The sequence below is a fragment of the Paenarthrobacter sp. 10L420 genome, from assembly GCF_056395385.1.
In genome coordinates this window covers 53,281-71,319 of record NZ_JBFTJK010000003.1, presented here as the reverse complement: position 1 = coordinate 71,319, position 18,039 = coordinate 53,281, and the positions used below count along the sequence as shown (strand labels likewise).

Sequence of the window (18,039 nt, the reverse complement as noted above, 5' to 3'; positions counted from 1 at the left end):
GTCGCTAGGAGCCCTCAGTGGGGCGTTATCTGCCCCCTAGTTGGGTGAGGTTGGCGGAAATGTTCGCGATAAGAACAAGCGTGCGGAATATGAACACTTGTAGTAATCTAAATAGCACCCGGCCTGGCGACGCCCGAAAAGCGCCAACAGCCCGGGGTGCTGAAGTCAAAGGAGCTTTAGGATGAGCAATCGAGCCGAGTCCGTTCTGGTGGGCCTCATAGGCGAAGGCGTCATGCCCTCGCTCACGCCACCCATGCACGAACGCGAAGCCGACGTGCAGGGCCTTCGCTTGCTGTACCGCCCCATCGACCTACTGGACCTGGCTTTGCCGGCCACCGCCGTCGGGGATCTCCTCACCGCAGCCCACCGCATGGGCTTCAATGGCCTGAACATCACGCACCCGTGCAAGCAGCTGGTGCTGGAGCATCTTGACGAAATTTCCGACGACGCCCGTCGCCTGGGTGCCGTCAATACAGTTCTGATTCAGGATGGTCGGTTTATCGGCCACAACACTGACTTCTCCGGCTTCGGTTCGGCGCTCGCCGACGGTCTGCCCGGGGCGAAGCTCGAGCACGTTGTCCAGCTGGGTGCTGGCGGTGCCGGGTCCGCCGTCGCCTACGCGTTGCTCAAAGCCGGGGTCGGCGTGCTGGACCTCGTGGACATGGACGCCACCCGTGCGGCCGATCGTGCCGAGGAACTGGGCGGATTTTTCCCGGCGGCCACAGTCACGCCCCGCACCCCAACTGACTTGCCGCAGATCATGCCGCTCGCGGACGGCCTAGTGCACTGCACCCCCATTGGTATGGCCGCTCATCCGGGACTGCCCCTGGACATCGACCTCCTGGAACCGCGCCACTGGGTTGCCGACATCGTCTACCGACCGATCGAGACACGGCTGGTCCGCGAGGCGCGCGCCAAGGGTTGCGACGTCCTCGACGGCGGCAGGATGGCAGTCGGTCAGGCGGCCGACGCTTTCCAGCTCTTCACCGGATGCGACGCCGATCGCGACCGCATGCGGGCACACTTCCTGGAACTGATCGCCGTGGAAGACGCCGCAGCCTCACTGGCCCCTGAGCTGACGAAGGCGGGTCACTGATGCGCACCGGAATCGCCACCGTATGCCTCTCCGGCACCCTGAAAGAGAAGATGCAGGCTTGCGCAATAGCGGGCTTTGACGGTATCGAAATCTTCGAGCACGACCTCGTCACCTCGCCGCTCAGCCCCGAGGATGTGCGGAAAATGGCCGCCGATCTCGGCCTGGGCCTGGACCTCTACCAGCCTTTCCGCGATTTCGACGGCGTCACTCCGGACCTGCTCAAGGCCAACCTTAAGCGGGCCGAGGCAAAGTTTAACGTGATGGAACGCCTGGGCATGGACACCATTCTGGTCTGCTCCAACGTGGCGACGGCAACAATCGACGACGACGAACTTCGTGCCTCCCAACTGGCAGAGCTTGCTGAACTGGCGGGGGACCACGGCGTCAAAGTTGCCTACGAAGCATTGGCCTGGGGGAAGTACGTCAACGATTACGAGCACGCGTATCGCTTGGTCGAGATGGTTGACCACCCCAACCTCGGCACGTGCCTGGACTCCTTCCACATCCTCTCCCGCGACTGGGACACTGCGCCGATCGAGAAGATCACCGCGGAGAAGATCTTCTTCGTCCAGGTTGCCGACGCACCCAAGCTCTCGATGGATGTGCTGTCCTGGAGCCGCCACTACCGCGTTTTCCCTGGCGAGGGTCAGTTCGAGCTTGCCAAGTTCATGGGCCACGTGGTCCGCGCCGGCTATACAGGTCCGGTTTCGCTGGAAGTTTTCAACGATGTCTTCCGCCAGTCGGACGTCGAACGGACAGCCGTGGACGCCATGCGTTCCCTGATCTGGCTCGAGGAGCAGAGCGCCAAGTGGCTCGAAAGCACCTCCGCGGATTCCGCAGCCGGCAACGGAAGCGCCTCCCGGCGTCGTTATCCCATGGAACTGGCCACCCTGCCAAAGGTGAACGAACCGGCCGGCTTCAACTTCGCCGAGGTCAAGGCCGACGACACCGCCCAGCTTGAGAAGCTCCTGGGCCAGCTCGGGTTCGAGTTCGAGGGCCGCCACCGCACCAAGGACGTCCAGCTTTGGACCATGGGCCAGGCGCGCGTGATCATCAACGAGCAAGCGGCACAGCACGCCGAACCGGCTATCGCCGCTTTGGGGTTCGACGTCGACTCTCCAGTGATTGCCTCTGCTCGCGCCCAACAACTCAAGGCGCCCGTGGTGGCACGCAAGGTCCAGGCTGACGAGGAAGTGTTCCAAGGCATCTCCGCCCCGGACTCCACCGAAATCTTCCTGTGCCAGGGCAGCCCGGACGGAACCGCTGCCTGGACTCACGAGTTCGGCGAGGGGCTGGAACACGTCTCCGGCGTGCAAAACGCCGTGATTGACCACGTAAATCTGGCCCAGCCGTGGCAGCACTTCGACGAAGCTGTCCTCTTCTACACCAGCGCCTTGGCCCTTGAACCGCAGCCGTTCGCCGAAGTCCCGAGCCCCAGCGGCTTGGTGCGCTCGCAGGTCATGGAGACCTCGGACGGCTCAGTCAGGCTGGTGCTGAACCTGGCACCGGCACAGCAGGCGCAGACTGCCCGCAAAACGTACCAAGAACACATCGCATTCGCCGTGGAGGACCTCGTGGGGGCAGCCCGGTCGGCCCGCGATCGGGGCCTCGAGTTCCTGCAGATCCCCGCCAACTACTACGAAGACCTGGACGCGCGGTTCGATCTGGAACCTGACTTCCTTGCCACCCTCAAGGAGCTCAATCTCCTGTACGACCGCGACGCCAACGGAGAATTCCTCCACTTCTACACCGCCACGGTTGGGAGCGTGTTCTTCGAAATGGTGGAACGCCGGGGCAACTACGACGGCTACGGAGCGCCCAACGCGCCGGTTCGCCACGCCGTCCAATACGACTCGCTCCACCGCATCTAGACCCATAACGAAGCCATCAACCGAAAGGAGCCGACTGTGCCACAAGAACAGACAGCAGAAGCGCTCGAATCCGAGGAACTCGTGCCTCCCGCTGAGCCGCACGCCGCCCATGATTCCAAGAAAGTGGAAACCCAAGCGGATCTCAGCGCTGAGATGAAGGGCATCGGCGACCGCTATGCGGAGGCGCTGAAGAACGGCAAGACGCCGGAGACCATGCCACGGCTGGACTACGCTCCGTACCGCAGCAGCATCCTGCGCCACCCGACCAAGAGCCTGCACCACGCGGACCCGGAGACGATCGAGCTCTACTCGCCCGCGTTCGGCCACCAGGACGTGCACGCGCTGGAATCCGACCTGACCATCCAGCACAACGGTGAGCCGCAGGGTGAACGCATCATTGTCGCTGGCCGCGTCCTTGATGGCGACGGCCGCCCGGTTGCGGGCCAGCTCGTGGAAATCTGGCAGGCCAACGCGTCCGGCCGCTACATCCACAAGCGCGACCAACACCCCGCACCGCTGGACCCGAACTTCACCGGCGTCGGGCGTTGCATCACCGGCGATGACGGCTCGTACAGCTTCACCACCATCAAGCCTGGCGCCTACCCGTGGAAGAACCACCTGAACGCCTGGCGCCCGGCGCACATCCACTTCTCCATGTTCGGCTCGGAGTTCACGCAGCGCATCGTCACCCAGATGTACTTTCCGGGCGACCAGCTGTTCCCGCTGGACCCGATTTACCAGTCGATCGTGGACCAGGACGCCCGCGACCGCCTGGTTGCAGAGTACGACCACGAGCTGACCAGCCCCGAATGGGCGCTCGGCTACAAGTGGGACATCATCCTGACCGGCTCCAAGCGGACCTGGACAGAGAACGAAGCATTCGGCGACGCCGGGGACGAGGAGTAAGCACATGAGCAAGCTGACACCCACACCGGGCCAAACCGTCGGACCCTTCTACGGCTACGCCCTCCCCTTTAACAAGGACAACGAACTCCTCGCCCCGGGCAGCCCGGGAAGCATCCGCCTCCAAGGCACGGTCTACGACGGCGCCGGCAACACGATCCCGGACGCCATCCTTGAAATTTGGCAGCTGGACTCCGAGGGCAACATCGTCCAGCGCACCGGCTCCCTGGTCCGCGATGGCTACACCTTCACCGGTTGGGGCCGCGGCTCCGTGGGAAACTCCGGCGTGTACACGTTCACCACCGTCAACCCCGGACCCACCTCGCCGGGTGCCGCCCCGTTCATCTCTGTGGCAGTTTTCGCCCGCGGCCTCATGAACCGCCTCTTCACGCGCATGTACCTCCCGGAAAACGAAGAAGCGCTGGGCAACGATCCCCTCCTGAGCTCCCTGGATCCGGAGCGTCGCAAGACCCTGATCGCCCGTCGCGACCCCGACGGCGGACTCACCTGGGACATCCGGCTGCAGGGCGGCGATGAGACCGTATTCCTGGATTTCCAGCAGGACGGTTCGCTGGAAACCAGCGTCAACGCGGACTCACCTGCAAGCGAAAACCGGCCATGACCGACGGCGACTTCGGCCTCCTAAGCCCGGTCTCGGCGTCGCGCGCTGTGGCGGCGCTGACGGGCGACCGTGCCGTGATCGCGGCGATCCTCGACGTCGAAGCCGCCTGGGCGGTTGTCCTCGAGGAGGCGGGACTCGTTCCTGCAGGATCCGGCGCAGTTGTGGCCGAAGCCGCCAATCCCGGTTCTTATGATGTTGCCGCAATCGCGGAACGCGCCCAAGGCGGGGGCAACCCGGTGATTCCGCTGCTCGGTGACCTGCGGGCCCGGGTGAAGTCCTTGGACGCGGGCGCGGCATCGGCCGTGCACACCTCGCTCACCAGCCAGGACGTCCTCGACTCCGCTCTCATGCTGCTCGCCAGCCGCACCATTTCCGCACTGCTGGCCGACGTGAAACGCACGACGACGGCGCTCGCCACCTTGGCGGAACAGCACGCGGACACGCTGTGCGTTGGCAGGAGCCTGACGCAGCACGCGCTTCCGTACACGTTCGGGCTCAAGGCTGCGCAGTGGTTCCACGGTGTGGCGGCTGCGGCTGCGCGGTTGGAATCCCTTGAGCTGCCCATCCAGTTTGGCGGGGCTGGCGGGACTTTGGCGTCGGCAACCAAACTGACTGCTTCCTCGCGGACCACCCCTTTTGATCTGGCCGATTCTTTGGCCTCAAAGCTTGGCCTCGCTACGGCTCCTGCTCCTTGGCACACCAACCGACTGGCCGTCACGTCCCTGGGCGATGGACTTGCTGCCCTGATTGATTCCTTCGGCAAGATCGCCGCTGACCTGCTGTTCCTGAGTCGGCCGGAAGTGGCCGAGCTTGGTGAACCATTGGCTGCCGGACGCGGGGTTTCCTCGGCAATGCCCCAGAAACAGAACCCCGTACTGTCCGTACTCATCCGCAGTGCGGCCCTGCAGGCACCCGGCCTCGCGTCGCAGCTTCATCTCGCGGCGGCCACCTTCAACGATGAGCGCCCGGACGGTGCCTGGCACAGTGAATGGTCGGCCCTGCGCCAGCTGCTCGCGTTGGCCTTGGGGTCCGCAGGTCACGTCCGCGAGCTCACGGAAGGCCTTCGTGTCTTCCCGGAAGCGATGCGCCGGAACCTCGAGCTCTCGGGGCCGTTGCTGCTCAGCGAAGGTGTGATGGCCGCCGTCGTGCCTCTCCTGGGCCCGGACGGAAAACAAAAGCTGCAGAACGTGGTCGATGAGACTCTCAAAGCGCCGGCCGCTGAGCAGGCGCGGATCTACACCAAACTACTTCGCGAGGCTGTCCCTGCGGACAAGCTTTCTGACGCGCAGCTCGAGGCATTGCTTGACCCCGCGAGCTACCTCGGAGAGGCCGCCGAGATCACGCGCCGGATCCTTGCCGCCTATTCGGGATTCACGGGCTCTGCCGCCTCCGACTCACCGACAACGAAGGGAGCCACCCGTGGCTAAGCCAACCGTCAAGGCTGTTCTGCTCTCCCCGCAGCGCGAACTGGGAACCAAGCCGCTCCTGGTGGTGGGACCGTCGCTGGGTACGTCCACTGTGCTCTGGACGGAAACCGCGGCCCTCCTTGGAGACGACTACGACGTCATCGGTTGGGACCTCCCCGGCCACGGCATCTCGCCAGCCGCCACCGAAGGTTTCGATATCGCGGAACTGGCGGACGCCGTCGTCGATCTCGTCGACTTTGTGAGTCCGGGCGCGAAGTTCCACTACGCGGGCGTCTCGCTGGGCGGGGCCACCGGCTTGCAGCTCGGCATCAAGCACGGCGACCGTCTCCGCAGCCTGTCTGTCCAGTGCAGCGGCGCCAAACTCGGCACGCCCGAGGGCTGGCTGGAGCGCGCCGAAACTGTGCGCAAACTGGGTACGCCCGTGATGATTCAGGGCTCCGCCGAACGCTGGTTTGCCGCTGGCTTCATGGACCGGCAGCCGGAAATCAGCAGCCGCCTCCTTCACGCCCTACGCGACGCCGACCGCTTCAGCTACTCGTTCTGCTGTGAAGCCCTCGCCGGATTCGACGTCCGCGAGCAGCTCGGCAGCATCACCGTTCCCACCCAGGCGATTGCCGGCGTCGAGGACGCTGTGGCGCCGCCGTCGCTGGCCGAAGCTGTTGTTTCCGGTATCACCGCGGGCGGCGGTACCGCTCAGGCGGTGGCGCTCGACGGCGTCGCGCACCTCGCGCCAGCGGAGGCGCCTGCAGTTGTGGCCGGGTTGATGCGGACCTTTATGAAGGAGAACGGACGATGACCTCTTTATCTCCCGAGCGGAATGGTGCCGTTCAGCCGAGCGCCACCGGACAGGACATCTACGACGCCGGCATGGCGGTACGCCGCGAAGTGCTCGGCGATGAGCATGTGGACCGCGCGAACGCCACCATGGACTCCTTCACCGAGGACTATCAGGACATGATCACCAGGATCGCCTGGGGTGGCATCTGGACGCGGCCCGGTCTTAGCCGGCAAATGCGCTCCGCCGTCACCCTCACGGCACTGGTGGCGCACGGTCACTGGGAGGAGCTCGCCATGCACATCCGGGCTGCCCTCAACAACGGGCTGAGCAGGGACGAGATCAAAGAAATCCTGCTGCAGACCGCAATTTATTGCAGTGTTCCCTCGGCCAATTCGGCCTTCAAGACGGCGCAGAAAGTATTCGCCGAGATCGACGCAGCTTCCACGCCCCCCGAACCCAACTAGGTCCCCACCGCCACCCAACTAGGGGACAGCACATGTCCCATTGAAGGCTCACAGCGACGTTTACTGTCCCCTAGTTGGGCAGAGAGAATCAAAGGAATCCCCATGAACCAGGCATACGTGTACGACGCCGTACGCACACCCTTTGGCAAGTTCGGCTCCGGTCTTGCTGCTGTCCGTCCCGATGACCTTGCTGCCCATGTGGTCCGCGAGTCCGTTCGCAGGGCTCCGGGGCTGGACGTTGAACGGATCGACGAGGTGGTCTTCGGCAACGCCAACGGCGCCGGCGAAGAAAACCGCAACGTGGCCCGGATGGCTACCCTGCTGGCAGGCTTGCCCGTGTCGATTCCCGGGACAACGGTCAATCGTCTGTGCGGCTCCTCCCTGGACGCAGCGATCATCGCTTCGCGCCAGATCAACGCCGGCGACGCCGACCTGATGTTGGTGGGCGGTGCAGAGTCCATGTCGCGTGCACCTTGGGTGCTGCCGAAGACGTCCAAGCCTTACCCGGCCGGGGACATGACGCTGGCATCCACCACGCTCGGCTGGCGTCTCGTGAACCCGGCCATGAACAAGGACTGGACCATCTCACTGGGCGAAGCCACCGAACGGCTGCGCGAGAAGTATGGGATCACCCGTGAACGCCAGGACCAGTTCGCTGCTGATTCGCACAACCTGGCCGATTCCGCATGGAACGACGGCTTCTACGACAACCTGGTGGCACCAGTTCCGGGGACAGACTTGGTCCGGGACGAGGGCATCCGGGCCGGTTCCACCGCAGAGAAGCTCGCCACGCTGAAGACCGTGTTCCGTGCCGAGGGTTCAGGGCCCGACGGCGGCACGGTCACCGCCGGTAACGCCTCGCCTTTGAATGATGGAGCTTCGGCTGCGTGGATCGGTTCGGAGGCTGCTTCTTCCATCCTGGGTCTCGAACCCCTGGCCCGCATCGCCGGCCGCGGCGCCCATGGCAACGATCCCCAGTTCTTCGGGTTCGCCCCGGTGGAGGCGGCGAACAAGGCCCTTGCGAAGGCGGGCATCGGCTGGGACCAGGTTGGCGCCGTCGAACTTAACGAGGCCTTCGCGGCGCAGTCGCTGGCGTGCGTTGACGCGTGGGGGATTGACCCCGGAATCGTGAACCAGCATGGCGGGGCAATTGCGATGGGTCACCCACTGGGTGCCTCCGGTACCCGCCTCCTCGGGACGCTTGCCCGTTCGCTGCAGGCCTCCGGACAGCGCTGGGGAGTCGCTGCGATCTGTATCGGGGTTGGACAGGGCTTGGCTGTCGTGCTGGAAAACGTCACTGCCGGCGCATCGGCTTAGAAGGGTAAAGAGTCATGTTGAATTTCATTGACACTGTTGGCGAAGCAGTCGCTGGTATCAAGGACGGTTCCACGGTGATGATCGGCGGCTTCGGCAATGCCGGGCAGCCATTCGAACTGATCGACGCCCTGATGGACTGCGGCGCGAAGGACCTCACGGTGGTGAACAACAATGCCGGCCAGGGCGATCAGGGCCTCGCGTTGCTGATCAAGGAAGGCAGGGTCCGCAAGATGATCTGTTCCTTCCCTCGGCAGTCCGATTCCTGGCACTTCGATGCCAAGTTCCATGCGGGTGAGATCGAGCTGGAACTCGTTCCGCAGGGCAACCTGGCTGAGCGCATCCGTGCCGCCGGCGCTGGGATTGGCGGGTTCTTCACACCTACCGGCTACGGCACCACGCTGGCCGAAGGCAAAGAAACGCGATTGTTGGACGGGAAGTGGCAGGTATTCGAAACGCCGATTCACGCCGATGTCGCACTGATCAAAGCACTCAAGGCGGACGGCAAGGGCAACCTCGTGTACCGCAAGACCGCCCGGAACTTCGGCCCCATCATGGCGGCGGCTGCCAAGCACACCATTGTGCAGGTCTCCGAGATCGTGCCCACCGGTTCGTTGGATCCGGAGAACGTGGTGACGCCGGGGATTTACGTCAACAGCGTGGTCCGGGTTGGTTCTGCAGAATTCGATGGGAAGGTGGCTTGATCATGAGCACTGCGACAAGTATCCAGACGTCCGAGAAGCCGTTGGGTCGCGACGAACTCGCCCAGTTGGTGGCACGCGACATCGCACCGGGTTCCTTCGTGAACCTGGGCATCGGCCAGCCAACGCTCGTGTCCAACTACCTCACCGAGGAACAGAACATCACACTCCATACGGAGAACGGGATGCTCGGGATGGGTCCCGCGGCTGAAGGCGACGAGATCGACGGTGACTTGATCAACGCTGGCAAGATCCCCGTCACCGAGCTGCCCGGAGCGTCGTACTTCCACCACGCCGATTCGTTCGCGATCATGCGCGGCGGTCACCTGGACATCTGCGTCCTCGGCGCCTTCCAGGTCTCCGCCACAGGCGACCTCGCCAACTGGCACACCGGCGCCCCGGACGCGATCCCCGCCGTCGGTGGCGCGATGGACCTGGCCACCGGTGCTAAGGACGTGTTCGTGATGATGACGCTCTTGACCCGCGAGGGAGCGTCCAAGCTCGTGGAACAGTGCACTTACCCGCTCACGGGCGTCGGCTGCGTCACCCGCGTGTACACGGACAAAGCTGTCTTCCTCACAGGGCCCGACGGCGTCACTGTGCGCGAGACGTTCGGCTGCACCTTCGAGGAAATCCAGGAGCTCGTTCCCCTGCCCCTGAAGCCCGGCGCCTAACACTCCTCTCGTTGCGAGCCTGCTCTGCGGATGCAGAGTAGGCCCCGCAACGCACCCTAGGATTGGTAACCATGACCGATTCCGCAGTTACCCCGCAGGCCAGCGACCAGTATGTTCAGTCGTTGGCCCGGGGGCTGGCCGTGATCCGGGCGTTCGACGCGAACAACCCGGTCATGACCCTCAGTGAGGTGGCAGCCCGCACTGACTTGACCCGCGCAACGGCACGCCGTTTTCTTCATACCCTTGTTGAGCTCGGCTACGTCCGCACGGACGGCAAGACCTTCGCCCTCACCGCCAAGGTGCTGCAGCTCGGCTATTCGTATCTGTCAGCGCTGTCCCTGCCTCAGCTGGCTCAGCCACATCTGGAGCAGTTGAGCCTGAAGCTGGGGGAGTCCACATCGGCGGCAGTCCTGGACGGTCCGGACATTTTCTACGTTGCCCGCGTCGCGACCCGCCGGATCATGAACGTGGGAATCACTGTGGGCACTCGCTTCCCTGCATACGCCACCTCCATGGGCCGTGTGCTGCTCGCCGGCCTGCCCCAGGCCAAGCTTGAGGCATACCTGGCCAACGTCGAACTCAAGCCCATCACGCCGCGGACGGTGGCCAGCGCGGCAAACTTGAGGGCCGCCGTCGAGCAGGTCCGTGCGCAAGGCTGGTGCCTGCTGGACCAGGAGCTGGAAATCGGGCTCATGTCTATCGCGGCGCCGGTCTGGAACCACAACAACGGCGACAATGTTGCGGCGATCAACGTGTCCCTTCAGGCCCAGGCGGTCGCGGCGGAGCCGGACCCGGACAAGTATCTCGAGTCAGTCCGGCAGGAAGTCGTCGCCACGGCCAACGCGATCTCGCAGGACGTGTCCGCGAAGCACTAAGTAGCTACTTACGGATCGCAGCCAACCGCGTCTCGAGAATCCGCCGAACCATGGAGTCCGGAACAGGGTTGTCAGCAGAGAACCGCAATGTCCCCGGCGACCACGAATAACCGCCCAGCTCCTCCGACATCTCCGGCAGGATCTGCCCGCTGAACGGGTACAGGGCAAGGTGCTTCTTGGTTTCGATCACACTTACGAAGCCCTTGCCGTCCACCAGCAAAGCAGGCATGCCGTAGCTGGTGCCTTCCTTGGCGTCCGGGGCAAGTTCACGCGCGATCGCAACTATCCGCTCGAGGATTTCCCGGTTACCCTCGCTGACGTTCTCCAGATATTCGGTGACGGTTCCCATACGAGACATGCTTCATTAAGGCCGCAGCAGAGGCCAGAGGTTTAGCCCTCAGGAATAACTGCGATGCCCTGGATTTCGATCAGGGCCTCTTTCTGCCACAGCCGGGTCACACCGATGCCCGCCATCGCCGGGTACTGAGTGCCAGCCATCTCACGCCAGATTCGTCCGATCTCGCGCCCGTTCGCCATGTAGTCGTCTACGTCTGTGAGGTAGATGGTGACGTTGACGAGGTCCTCCGGCTGTCCACCGGCTTCCCGCAACGTGGTCAGCACGTTGGAGAACGCCTGCGTGAACTGCTCCACAATGCCGCCGGGAACGATGTTCATGTTCTTGTCCAAGGCAGTCTGTCCACCCAGGAACACCGTGTTTCCGGCAAGCATGCCATGCGCAAAACCGGATGGCTTGGGGAGTGACTCCGGGTTGATTGTTTTGTGGCTCATGCTGTTCCTCCTTGTTGTGGCGACTGCAAAAACTTTTGAAATGCCTCTGTGCAGATCATTTCTGCCGTGCTACGTTGAGCATATGTGACGATCGTAAAAAAGTCGACACATTGAATCTCGAAGGAGCAGAACCCATGAAACTTGCCACCTTGCGCACCTCCGGCGGAAGTACGACGGCGGCACTCGCCACGGGTGCCGACACGTACGTTGCGCTGCCGGCCACCGACGTCGGCGCGCTCCTGGGACACCCGGAATGGCGCATGATCACCGAGAAGGCAATGGCGGACGGCGGACTCACCGTCATCGCAGCAACTGAAACTGACTTCGCCCCACTCCTTCCCCACGCCGGAAAAGTCATCTGTTGCGGGCTGAACTACGGGGACCACATCCAGGAAATGGGACGCGAACTTCCTGAATATCCGACCCTCTTCGCCAAATACGCGGACACGCTGATCGGAGCCGCAGACGCAGTAGAAGTCCATGGCAGTGGCCGCGTGGACTGGGAAGCCGAGTTGGCCGTCGTCGTGGGTTCTGAACTGTTTCGCGCTGACGAAGAGCAGGCCCGGGCGGCAATTGCCGGGTACACCGTTGCCAATGACGTCTCCATGCGTGACTGGCAGAACCGCACCCTGCAGTGGTTCCAGGGCAAGGCCTTCGACGCAACCACGCCAGTGGGCCCCGTGATGCTGACTGCGGACGAGGCAAGCGAAAGCTTCGAGGTCCGCGGCTACGTCAACGGTGAGCTCGTGCAGCAGGGAAACACCGGCACCCTGGTGTTCGGCCCCGCCCAGCTCCTGTCCTACATTTCCCAGTTCACCGTCTTGCGCCCCGGCGATCTCGTACTCACGGGCACGCCAGGGGGAGTCGGCATGGGTATGACCCCGCCGCGCTACCTCAAGGACGGCGACGTCCTCACCACCGAAATCGACGGCATCGGCCGCCTGGAAAACACGTTCCGAATCCACGCGCCGGTCGCGCCAATCCCCGCCAACGCCTAAATCCCACCGCCAAAAAGGAGAATCCCCATGAGCCAGACCACCACCGAATACCGCCTCGAAGGCGACAACTCCATCTACGCCGGCGCTGACGGCAAGGTTGTCCCCGTAGTGACCCGCGCGGGTGAGGAAGACACCAACACCGCCCAGTCCGGGGATTGCATCCGCGTCTCCGGAGTGAGCATCCAGCACACCCCGGCAACCAAGATCTGGTTCGGCCAGGTCTCCAACACCCCCGGGTACCGCTCCCTGCCGCACCACCACGGTGAAGCCGAAACCGGCGGCTACGTTCTTCGTGGCCACGGCCGCATCTACTTCGGCGAAAACTACTCAGAGTTCCTTGACATGAAGGCCGGCGACTGGGTCTTCGTGCCGCCGTTCATGCCTCACGTCGAAGCCAACATGTCCGTCACCGAAGAACTCGTGTGGCTGACGGCCCGCACCCCGGAGAACCTCGTGGTCAACCTCGACGACGTCCCCGACGAAACCCTCGCCGACTACCGCCGGGCGTAACCACCATGATCACTGGGACCCTTACCTCAGAGACCTTCCTCAAGGCCGTTGAACTGACGCCCACAACGGCCCAGGTTTTTGACGAAGCCTACGAGGCAACCACCCAATACGTTCCGTGGCCAAAAGCCTATGGCGGAGACATGGTGGCCCAAGCGGCAGCCGCCATGATGCTGTCCGTGGAGGCCGACAGGCAGCTCCACTCGATGCACAGCTACTTCATGCGCCCCGTGGACATCGGTGCCCATGTTCGCTATGAAGTAGAGCGCTTGCGCGACGGTCGCGGCTACTCCACCCGCAATGTCCGTGGTTTCCAGAATGGCAAGCCTGTATATGCCGCGATGGGTTCGTTCCAGGTTCCCGAAGATGGCCCGGACTTCCAGCCGGAGGCTCCTGCCGCCGTCGAGCCTGAATCCCTGCGCTCCGCAGCAGAGGCACTGGACGGGACAGAAGGCCCGGCCGCAGTCTATTGGTCTACGGGCCGTAGTTTCGACATGCGGCATATTCCGGGGCCGGTATACATCGAGCTTGAGGGTGGATCCATGCCGCAGCAGGCAATTTGGGTCAAGGCTTTCGACAGCCTCCCCGAGGACGCCAACCTCCACCGCACTGCCCTTGCCTACGTTTGCGACTACACCATCCTGGAGCCGCTACTCCGGGTCAACGGACTCAACTGGTCCACTCCCGGCCTCGCCACCGCAAGCCTTGACCACTCAATGTGGTTCCACCGCGATGGCCGCGCCGATGACTGGGTCCTCTATGCACAAGAGGCCATATCAGGCCAAAGCAACAGGGGCCTGGCCATGGGCCGCTTCTTCGACCGGCAAGGAAGGCTCCTCGCCACAGTCGCCCAAGAAGGCATGATCCGCGCCTGAACAGCTTTACCCCCACCACCATCCCCAGCTTCACTGACGCACCACTGAAAGGAACGGCCATGAGCATGACGCCATCGGCCCACGTGGACACGTTCACCCGCGACCACCTGCCGCCCGCCAACACCTGGCCGGCGCTCGAATTTACCCTGCCCGAACTCCACTACCCGGAGCGGCTGAACGCTGCCGCCGTGCTGATCGACAACGCGGTCGAGACGTACTGTCCGGACAGGCCAGCGCTTCGCACCCCGGATGGCACAGTCTGGTCTTATGGACAGTTGCAGCAGCACTCCAACCAGGTTGCCCAGGTCCTTACCGAAGACCTCGGAGTAGAGCCCGGAAACCGTGTGCTGCTCCGCGGCCCCAACAATCCATGGCTGGTTGCCGCCTGGCTAGGCGTGCTCAAGGCGGGCGCGGTAGTAGTTACTACGATGCCCATGCTGCGTTCCACTGAAGTGGCCACGCTGATCCAGCTCACCAAGCCCGTTGTCGCCATTTCCGATCACCGCTTCGTGGATGAGCTCGCGACGGCGGCAGGCGAGGACGTCACCGTCTTGAGCTACGGAGGACCCGACGACGGCGACCTCATTCAACGCTGCACGGCCAAGAGCGGGGAGTTCACGGCTGTGGACACGTCTGCAGACGACGTAGCCCTGCTGGGTCCAACGTCCGGGACCACCGGTGTGCCCAAGGTGACCATGCACTTCCACCGTGATGTCCTGGCGAATGCGGACACGTTTGCCCGCTACATCCTGCAGCCCACGGCTGATGATGTCTTCGCCGGCTCTCCTCCGCTTGCCTTCACCTTCGGGCTCGGCGGACTGGTGATCTTCCCGCTGCGGTTTGGCGCGTCGTCGCTCCTGACCGAGAAGGCCGGGCCTGTGGAACTGGCCGAGCACGCTTCGGCTGCTGGAGCCACCATCCTCTTCACCGCCCCCACTGCCTATCGGGCGATCCTGAAGGAAAAGCGCGGTGACTTGCTCCGTGGCCTCCGCGTTGCTGTCTCGGCGGGGGAGCACCTGTCCAAGGAGACGTGGGAAGCGGTCCGTGAAGCGACGGGCCTGAGGCTGGTCAATGGAATCGGCGCCACGGAGTTGCTTCACGTGTTCATTTCCGCGGCCGGAGACGACATCCGTCCAGGTACCACCGGGAAGGCTGTGCCGGGCTTCCGCGCAACCATTCTTGATCAGGACGGGAACGAGCTGGGCCCAGGCCAGTCCGGCCGGCTGGCCGTGATTGGGCCCACGGGTTGCCGTTACCTCGACGACGTACGCCAAAAGAACTACGTGGTGAAGGGCTGGAACGTCACGGGCGATACGTTCTCCATGGACGAGGACGGCTACTTCACGTACCAGGCCCGCTCGGACAACATGATCGTTTCCTCCGGCTACAACATCGGGGCACCCGAGGTGGAAACCGCCATCGACCAGCACCCGGACGTGGTGGAGAACGCGGTGATCGGCCGGCCTGATCCAGAGCGCGGGAGCATCGTGTGCGCGTTCATCGTCCTGCGTGAGGGCGTCATTGGCGACGCTGCGAAACGCAAGGAAATCCAGGACTTCGTGAAGCAGACCATCGCCCCGTACAAGTACCCGCGCGATGTCCGCTTCGTCACCGAGTTGCCCCGCAATCCGAGCGGAAAACTCCAGCACTTCAAGCTCCGCGATGGCCTCCTCCAGGAGAGTGCCACAGGCGAAGCAGAAACCCAACAACTTACCCCCGCCGGCCAAAGCCAGGCTTGAGAAGGAGCATGAGCATGAAGATCGCAATCGTTGGAGGCGGCCCGGGCGGCCTGTACTTCGCAGCACTGATGAAGCAGCTGGACCCGTCGCACGACATCACCCTCTGGGAACGCAACGCGGCCAGCGACACCTTTGGCTTCGGCGTCGTGTTTTCCGATGAGACCCTCGGGGGCATCGGAAACGCCGATCCCGTGGTGGCCGAATACATGAGCCGTCGGTTCGCGCGCTGGTCTGATATCGACATCCACTTCCGCGACCAGATGATCACCGTCGGCGGGCAGGGGTTCGCGGCCATGAGCCGCAAGGAACTGTTGGAACTGCTGCAGCGCCGCTGCATCGAACTGAACGTCGACGTCCGGTTCAGCACAATGGCCCCTGCCATTGAGGAACTCGAAGCAAACTATGACCTGGTGCTCGCCGCTGATGGAGTCAACTCGCAGATTCGTGCCAAGTATGCCGATGCGTTCGGCCCGGACCTGGACCCGCGGAGCAACAAGTTCATGTGGCTCGGTACGGACCAGGTATTCGAGGCCTTCAAGTTCTTCGTGAAGGAAACTGAGTGGGGTGTCATGCAGATCCACGGCTACCCGTACTCCGATGAGGGTTCGACGTTCATCGTGGAAATGCACCAGGACGTGTGGCAGGCTGCCGGCTTCGACGAGACCGCCAACGATGTCTTCCCTCCCGGGGTCTCCGACGAGAAGGCCGTTGCCAAAATCCGTGAAATCTTCGCGGAAGAACTGAACGGCTACGAGGTCCTCACCAACAACTCCAAGTGGATCAACTTCACCACGGTCCGCAACCAGAGCTGGCGCAAGGGCAACGTTGTCCTGCTCGGCGACGCCGCGCACACCGCGCATTTCTCCATCGGCTCGGGCACGAAACTGGCCATGGAAGACTCCCTTGCTCTGGCTGCATGCCTGCACGAGCATCCGGACGTGGACTCTGCTTTGGCAGCGTATGAAGCCGAGCGGCGCCCCGTGGTCGCCTCCACGCAGCGCGCCGCGCAGGCATCGCTGGAGTGGTTTGAGCGGATCGGCCAGTACAAGGACCAGGACCCGACCCAGTTCGCGTTCAACCTGCTGACCCGCAGCCGCCGCATCACCCAGGAAAACCTCCGTCTCCGCGACCCGGAGTTCGCCCACGCCGTGGACCGGAACTTCGCCGAATCCCAGGGCCTGGCCCAGGTCGCGCCGGCGATGTTCCAGCCATTCCGCATCGGGGAACTGGAGTTGAAGAACCGCATCATCGTCTCCCCGATGGACATGTACTCCGCCACCGACGGGATCCCCGGGGACTTCCACAAAGTCCACCTCGGCTCCAAAGCCCTCGGCGGCGCGGGCCTGGTCATGACCGAAATGGTCTGCGTGTCCGAAACCGGGCGCATCACCCCCGGCTGCAGCGGCCTGTACACCGATGAACAACGGGACAGCTGGAAGGAAATCGTGGGCTTTGTCCACGCCCGCTCCACCGCCAAGATCGGCGCCCAGTTGGGCCACTCCGGCCGGAAGGGCTCCACCAAGCTCATGTGGGAAGGCATCGACCAGCCCCTCGAATCGGGCAACTGGACCGCCGTCGGGCCTTCCGCACTGCCGTACAGCAACGAAAACCAGACTCCCGTGGAGCTGGATCACGAAGGGATGGATGCCATCAAGGCGGAGTTCGTCGCTTCCGCCGTCCGCGCGGATGAGGCAGGCTTTGACCTCCTCGAAATCCATGCCGCCCACGGCTACCTGCTGTCCTCCTTCCTCTCTCCGGTTTCCAACAAGCGCACCGACGAATACGGTGGCAACCTGGAGAACCGGCTGCGGTTCCCGCTGGAAGTATTCGACGCCGTCCGCGCGGCTTGGCCTGCGAACAAGCCGATCACGGTGCGTATCTCTGCGACGGACTGGATCGAAGGCGGCAACACGTCCGACGACTCGATCGAGATTGCCAAGGCGTTCGTGGCACACGGTGCTGCAGGCCTTGACGTATCCACCGGCCAGGTCGCCAAGGAAGAAAAACCTGCGTTCGGGCGCAGCTACCAAACCCCGTTCGCGGACCGCATCCGCCAGGAAGTCGCCGCCCCCGCCGGGGTGGCCGTGATCGCCGTCGGCGCCATCTCCAGCTACGACGACGTGAACTCGATCCTCCTCGCAGGACGTGCCGACCTGATCGCCCTGGGCCGTACACACCTTTACGATCCGCAATGGACTTTGCACGCCGCCGCTGAGCAGGAATACCACGGCCCCGGCGCCCAATGGATCCCGCAATTCCGCGCCGGCCGCCGCAAACCCCCAAGCGCCCGCACCGACGCCGTCCGCCCCCGCCTGTCCCTGCTGAAGGAACCCGACGCCGAGCAAACCACCACCCACCTCCGCTGGACTCCCGCGTCCGCCACTGCATCTGCGTTGGTGAAGTAGC

The 18,039-nt window shown here is 63.7% G+C and carries 18 protein-coding genes; 16 read left to right on the top strand and 2 right to left on the bottom strand.

What is annotated here, in order from left to right; all coding sequences use genetic code 11:
- The first annotated feature begins 181 nt into the window (after window positions 1–181).
- From AC1DD5_RS07070 to AC1DD5_RS07020, 11 genes are all read left to right on the top strand, one after another.
- Complete coding sequence (locus AC1DD5_RS07070) at window positions 182–1,096, top strand: shikimate dehydrogenase (protein ID WP_477520996.1); 915 nt, start codon at window positions 182–184, stop codon at window positions 1,094–1,096.
- Window positions 1,096–2,967, top strand: a complete 1,872-nt coding sequence (locus AC1DD5_RS07065) for a bifunctional sugar phosphate isomerase/epimerase/4-hydroxyphenylpyruvate dioxygenase family protein (RefSeq protein WP_477520995.1) — start codon at window positions 1,096–1,098, stop codon at window positions 2,965–2,967. The genes AC1DD5_RS07070 and AC1DD5_RS07065 overlap by 1 nt, the downstream gene beginning before the upstream one ends.
- 36 nt (window positions 2,968–3,003) lie before the next feature.
- On the top strand, window positions 3,004–3,873 hold the full coding sequence (gene pcaH / locus AC1DD5_RS07060) for a protocatechuate 3,4-dioxygenase subunit beta (protein ID WP_477520994.1): 870 nt from the start codon (window positions 3,004–3,006) through the stop codon (window positions 3,871–3,873).
- A 4-nt stretch (window positions 3,874–3,877) separates the two neighbouring features.
- Window positions 3,878–4,492 carry a protocatechuate 3,4-dioxygenase subunit alpha gene (gene pcaG, locus AC1DD5_RS07055; protein WP_477520993.1) on the top strand — a complete coding sequence of 205 codons (615 nt, stop codon included), beginning with the start codon at window positions 3,878–3,880 and terminating at the stop codon, window positions 4,490–4,492.
- The gene (locus AC1DD5_RS07050; RefSeq protein ID WP_477520992.1) at window positions 4,489–5,919 is read left to right on the top strand and encodes a class-II fumarase/aspartase family protein; all 1,431 of its coding nucleotides are present in this window, start codon (window positions 4,489–4,491) and stop codon (window positions 5,917–5,919) included. Before pcaG ends, AC1DD5_RS07050 begins: the two co-directional genes overlap by 4 nt.
- Window positions 5,912–6,715 (top strand): alpha/beta fold hydrolase, encoded by an 804-nt coding sequence (locus tag AC1DD5_RS07045; RefSeq protein WP_477520991.1) that lies wholly within the window; start codon window positions 5,912–5,914, stop codon window positions 6,713–6,715. Before AC1DD5_RS07050 ends, AC1DD5_RS07045 begins: the two co-directional genes overlap by 8 nt.
- Window positions 6,712–7,161, top strand: a complete 450-nt coding sequence (gene pcaC / locus AC1DD5_RS07040; protein ID WP_477520990.1) for a 4-carboxymuconolactone decarboxylase — start codon at window positions 6,712–6,714, stop codon at window positions 7,159–7,161. Before AC1DD5_RS07045 ends, pcaC begins: the two co-directional genes overlap by 4 nt.
- A 102-nt stretch (window positions 7,162–7,263) precedes the next feature.
- Complete coding sequence (locus AC1DD5_RS07035) at window positions 7,264–8,478, top strand: thiolase family protein (protein WP_477520989.1); 1,215 nt, start codon at window positions 7,264–7,266, stop codon at window positions 8,476–8,478.
- A gap of 14 nt (window positions 8,479–8,492) precedes the next feature.
- Window positions 8,493–9,179 (top strand): 3-oxoacid CoA-transferase subunit A, encoded by a 687-nt coding sequence (locus AC1DD5_RS07030; protein ID WP_431117227.1) that lies wholly within the window; start codon window positions 8,493–8,495, stop codon window positions 9,177–9,179.
- A gap of 2 nt (window positions 9,180–9,181) precedes the next feature.
- A complete protein-coding gene (locus tag AC1DD5_RS07025) occupies window positions 9,182–9,850 on the top strand; it encodes a 3-oxoacid CoA-transferase subunit B (RefSeq protein ID WP_477520988.1) in 669 nt (222 codons plus the stop codon).
- Between the two features lie 71 nt (window positions 9,851–9,921).
- Window positions 9,922–10,725 (top strand): IclR family transcriptional regulator domain-containing protein, encoded by an 804-nt coding sequence (locus tag AC1DD5_RS07020; protein ID WP_477520987.1) that lies wholly within the window; start codon window positions 9,922–9,924, stop codon window positions 10,723–10,725.
- 4 nt (window positions 10,726–10,729) lie between these two features.
- On the opposite strand, the gene AC1DD5_RS07015 is transcribed toward AC1DD5_RS07020, so the two are convergent.
- Together AC1DD5_RS07015 and AC1DD5_RS07010 are read right to left on the bottom strand one after the other, a co-directional pair.
- Window positions 10,730–11,074, bottom strand: a complete 345-nt coding sequence (locus AC1DD5_RS07015; RefSeq protein ID WP_477517457.1) for an iron chaperone — start codon at window positions 11,072–11,074, stop codon at window positions 10,730–10,732.
- A gap of 41 nt (window positions 11,075–11,115) precedes the next feature.
- Complete coding sequence (locus AC1DD5_RS07010) at window positions 11,116–11,514, bottom strand: RidA family protein (protein WP_442017275.1); 399 nt, start codon at window positions 11,512–11,514, stop codon at window positions 11,116–11,118.
- Between the two features lie 134 nt (window positions 11,515–11,648).
- On the opposite strand from AC1DD5_RS07010, the gene AC1DD5_RS07005 reads away from it, so the two are divergent.
- Genes AC1DD5_RS07005 through AC1DD5_RS06985 form a run of 5 tightly spaced genes read left to right on the top strand, consistent with a single transcriptional unit; the run spans window position 11,649 to window position 18,038 of the window.
- Entirely contained in the window at window positions 11,649–12,512 is an 864-nt protein-coding gene (locus AC1DD5_RS07005; protein ID WP_477517456.1) for a fumarylacetoacetate hydrolase family protein, read from the top strand.
- Between the two features lie 27 nt (window positions 12,513–12,539).
- Window positions 12,540–13,022, top strand: coding sequence for a cupin domain-containing protein (locus tag AC1DD5_RS07000; RefSeq protein ID WP_442004841.1), 483 nt, complete (start codon window positions 12,540–12,542; stop codon window positions 13,020–13,022).
- 5 nt (window positions 13,023–13,027) lie between these two features.
- Window positions 13,028–13,894 (top strand): acyl-CoA thioesterase, encoded by an 867-nt coding sequence (locus AC1DD5_RS06995; RefSeq protein ID WP_477520986.1) that lies wholly within the window; start codon window positions 13,028–13,030, stop codon window positions 13,892–13,894.
- A gap of 59 nt (window positions 13,895–13,953) precedes the next feature.
- Window positions 13,954–15,633: an AMP-binding protein gene (locus AC1DD5_RS06990; RefSeq protein ID WP_477517454.1), complete on the top strand. Its 1,680-nt coding sequence runs from the start codon at window positions 13,954–13,956 to the stop codon at window positions 15,631–15,633.
- 14 nt (window positions 15,634–15,647) lie between these two features.
- Window positions 15,648–18,038 carry a bifunctional salicylyl-CoA 5-hydroxylase/oxidoreductase gene (locus tag AC1DD5_RS06985; RefSeq protein ID WP_477517453.1) on the top strand — a complete coding sequence of 797 codons (2,391 nt, stop codon included), beginning with the start codon at window positions 15,648–15,650 and terminating at the stop codon, window positions 18,036–18,038.
- Window position 18,039: the final 1 nt, after the last annotated feature.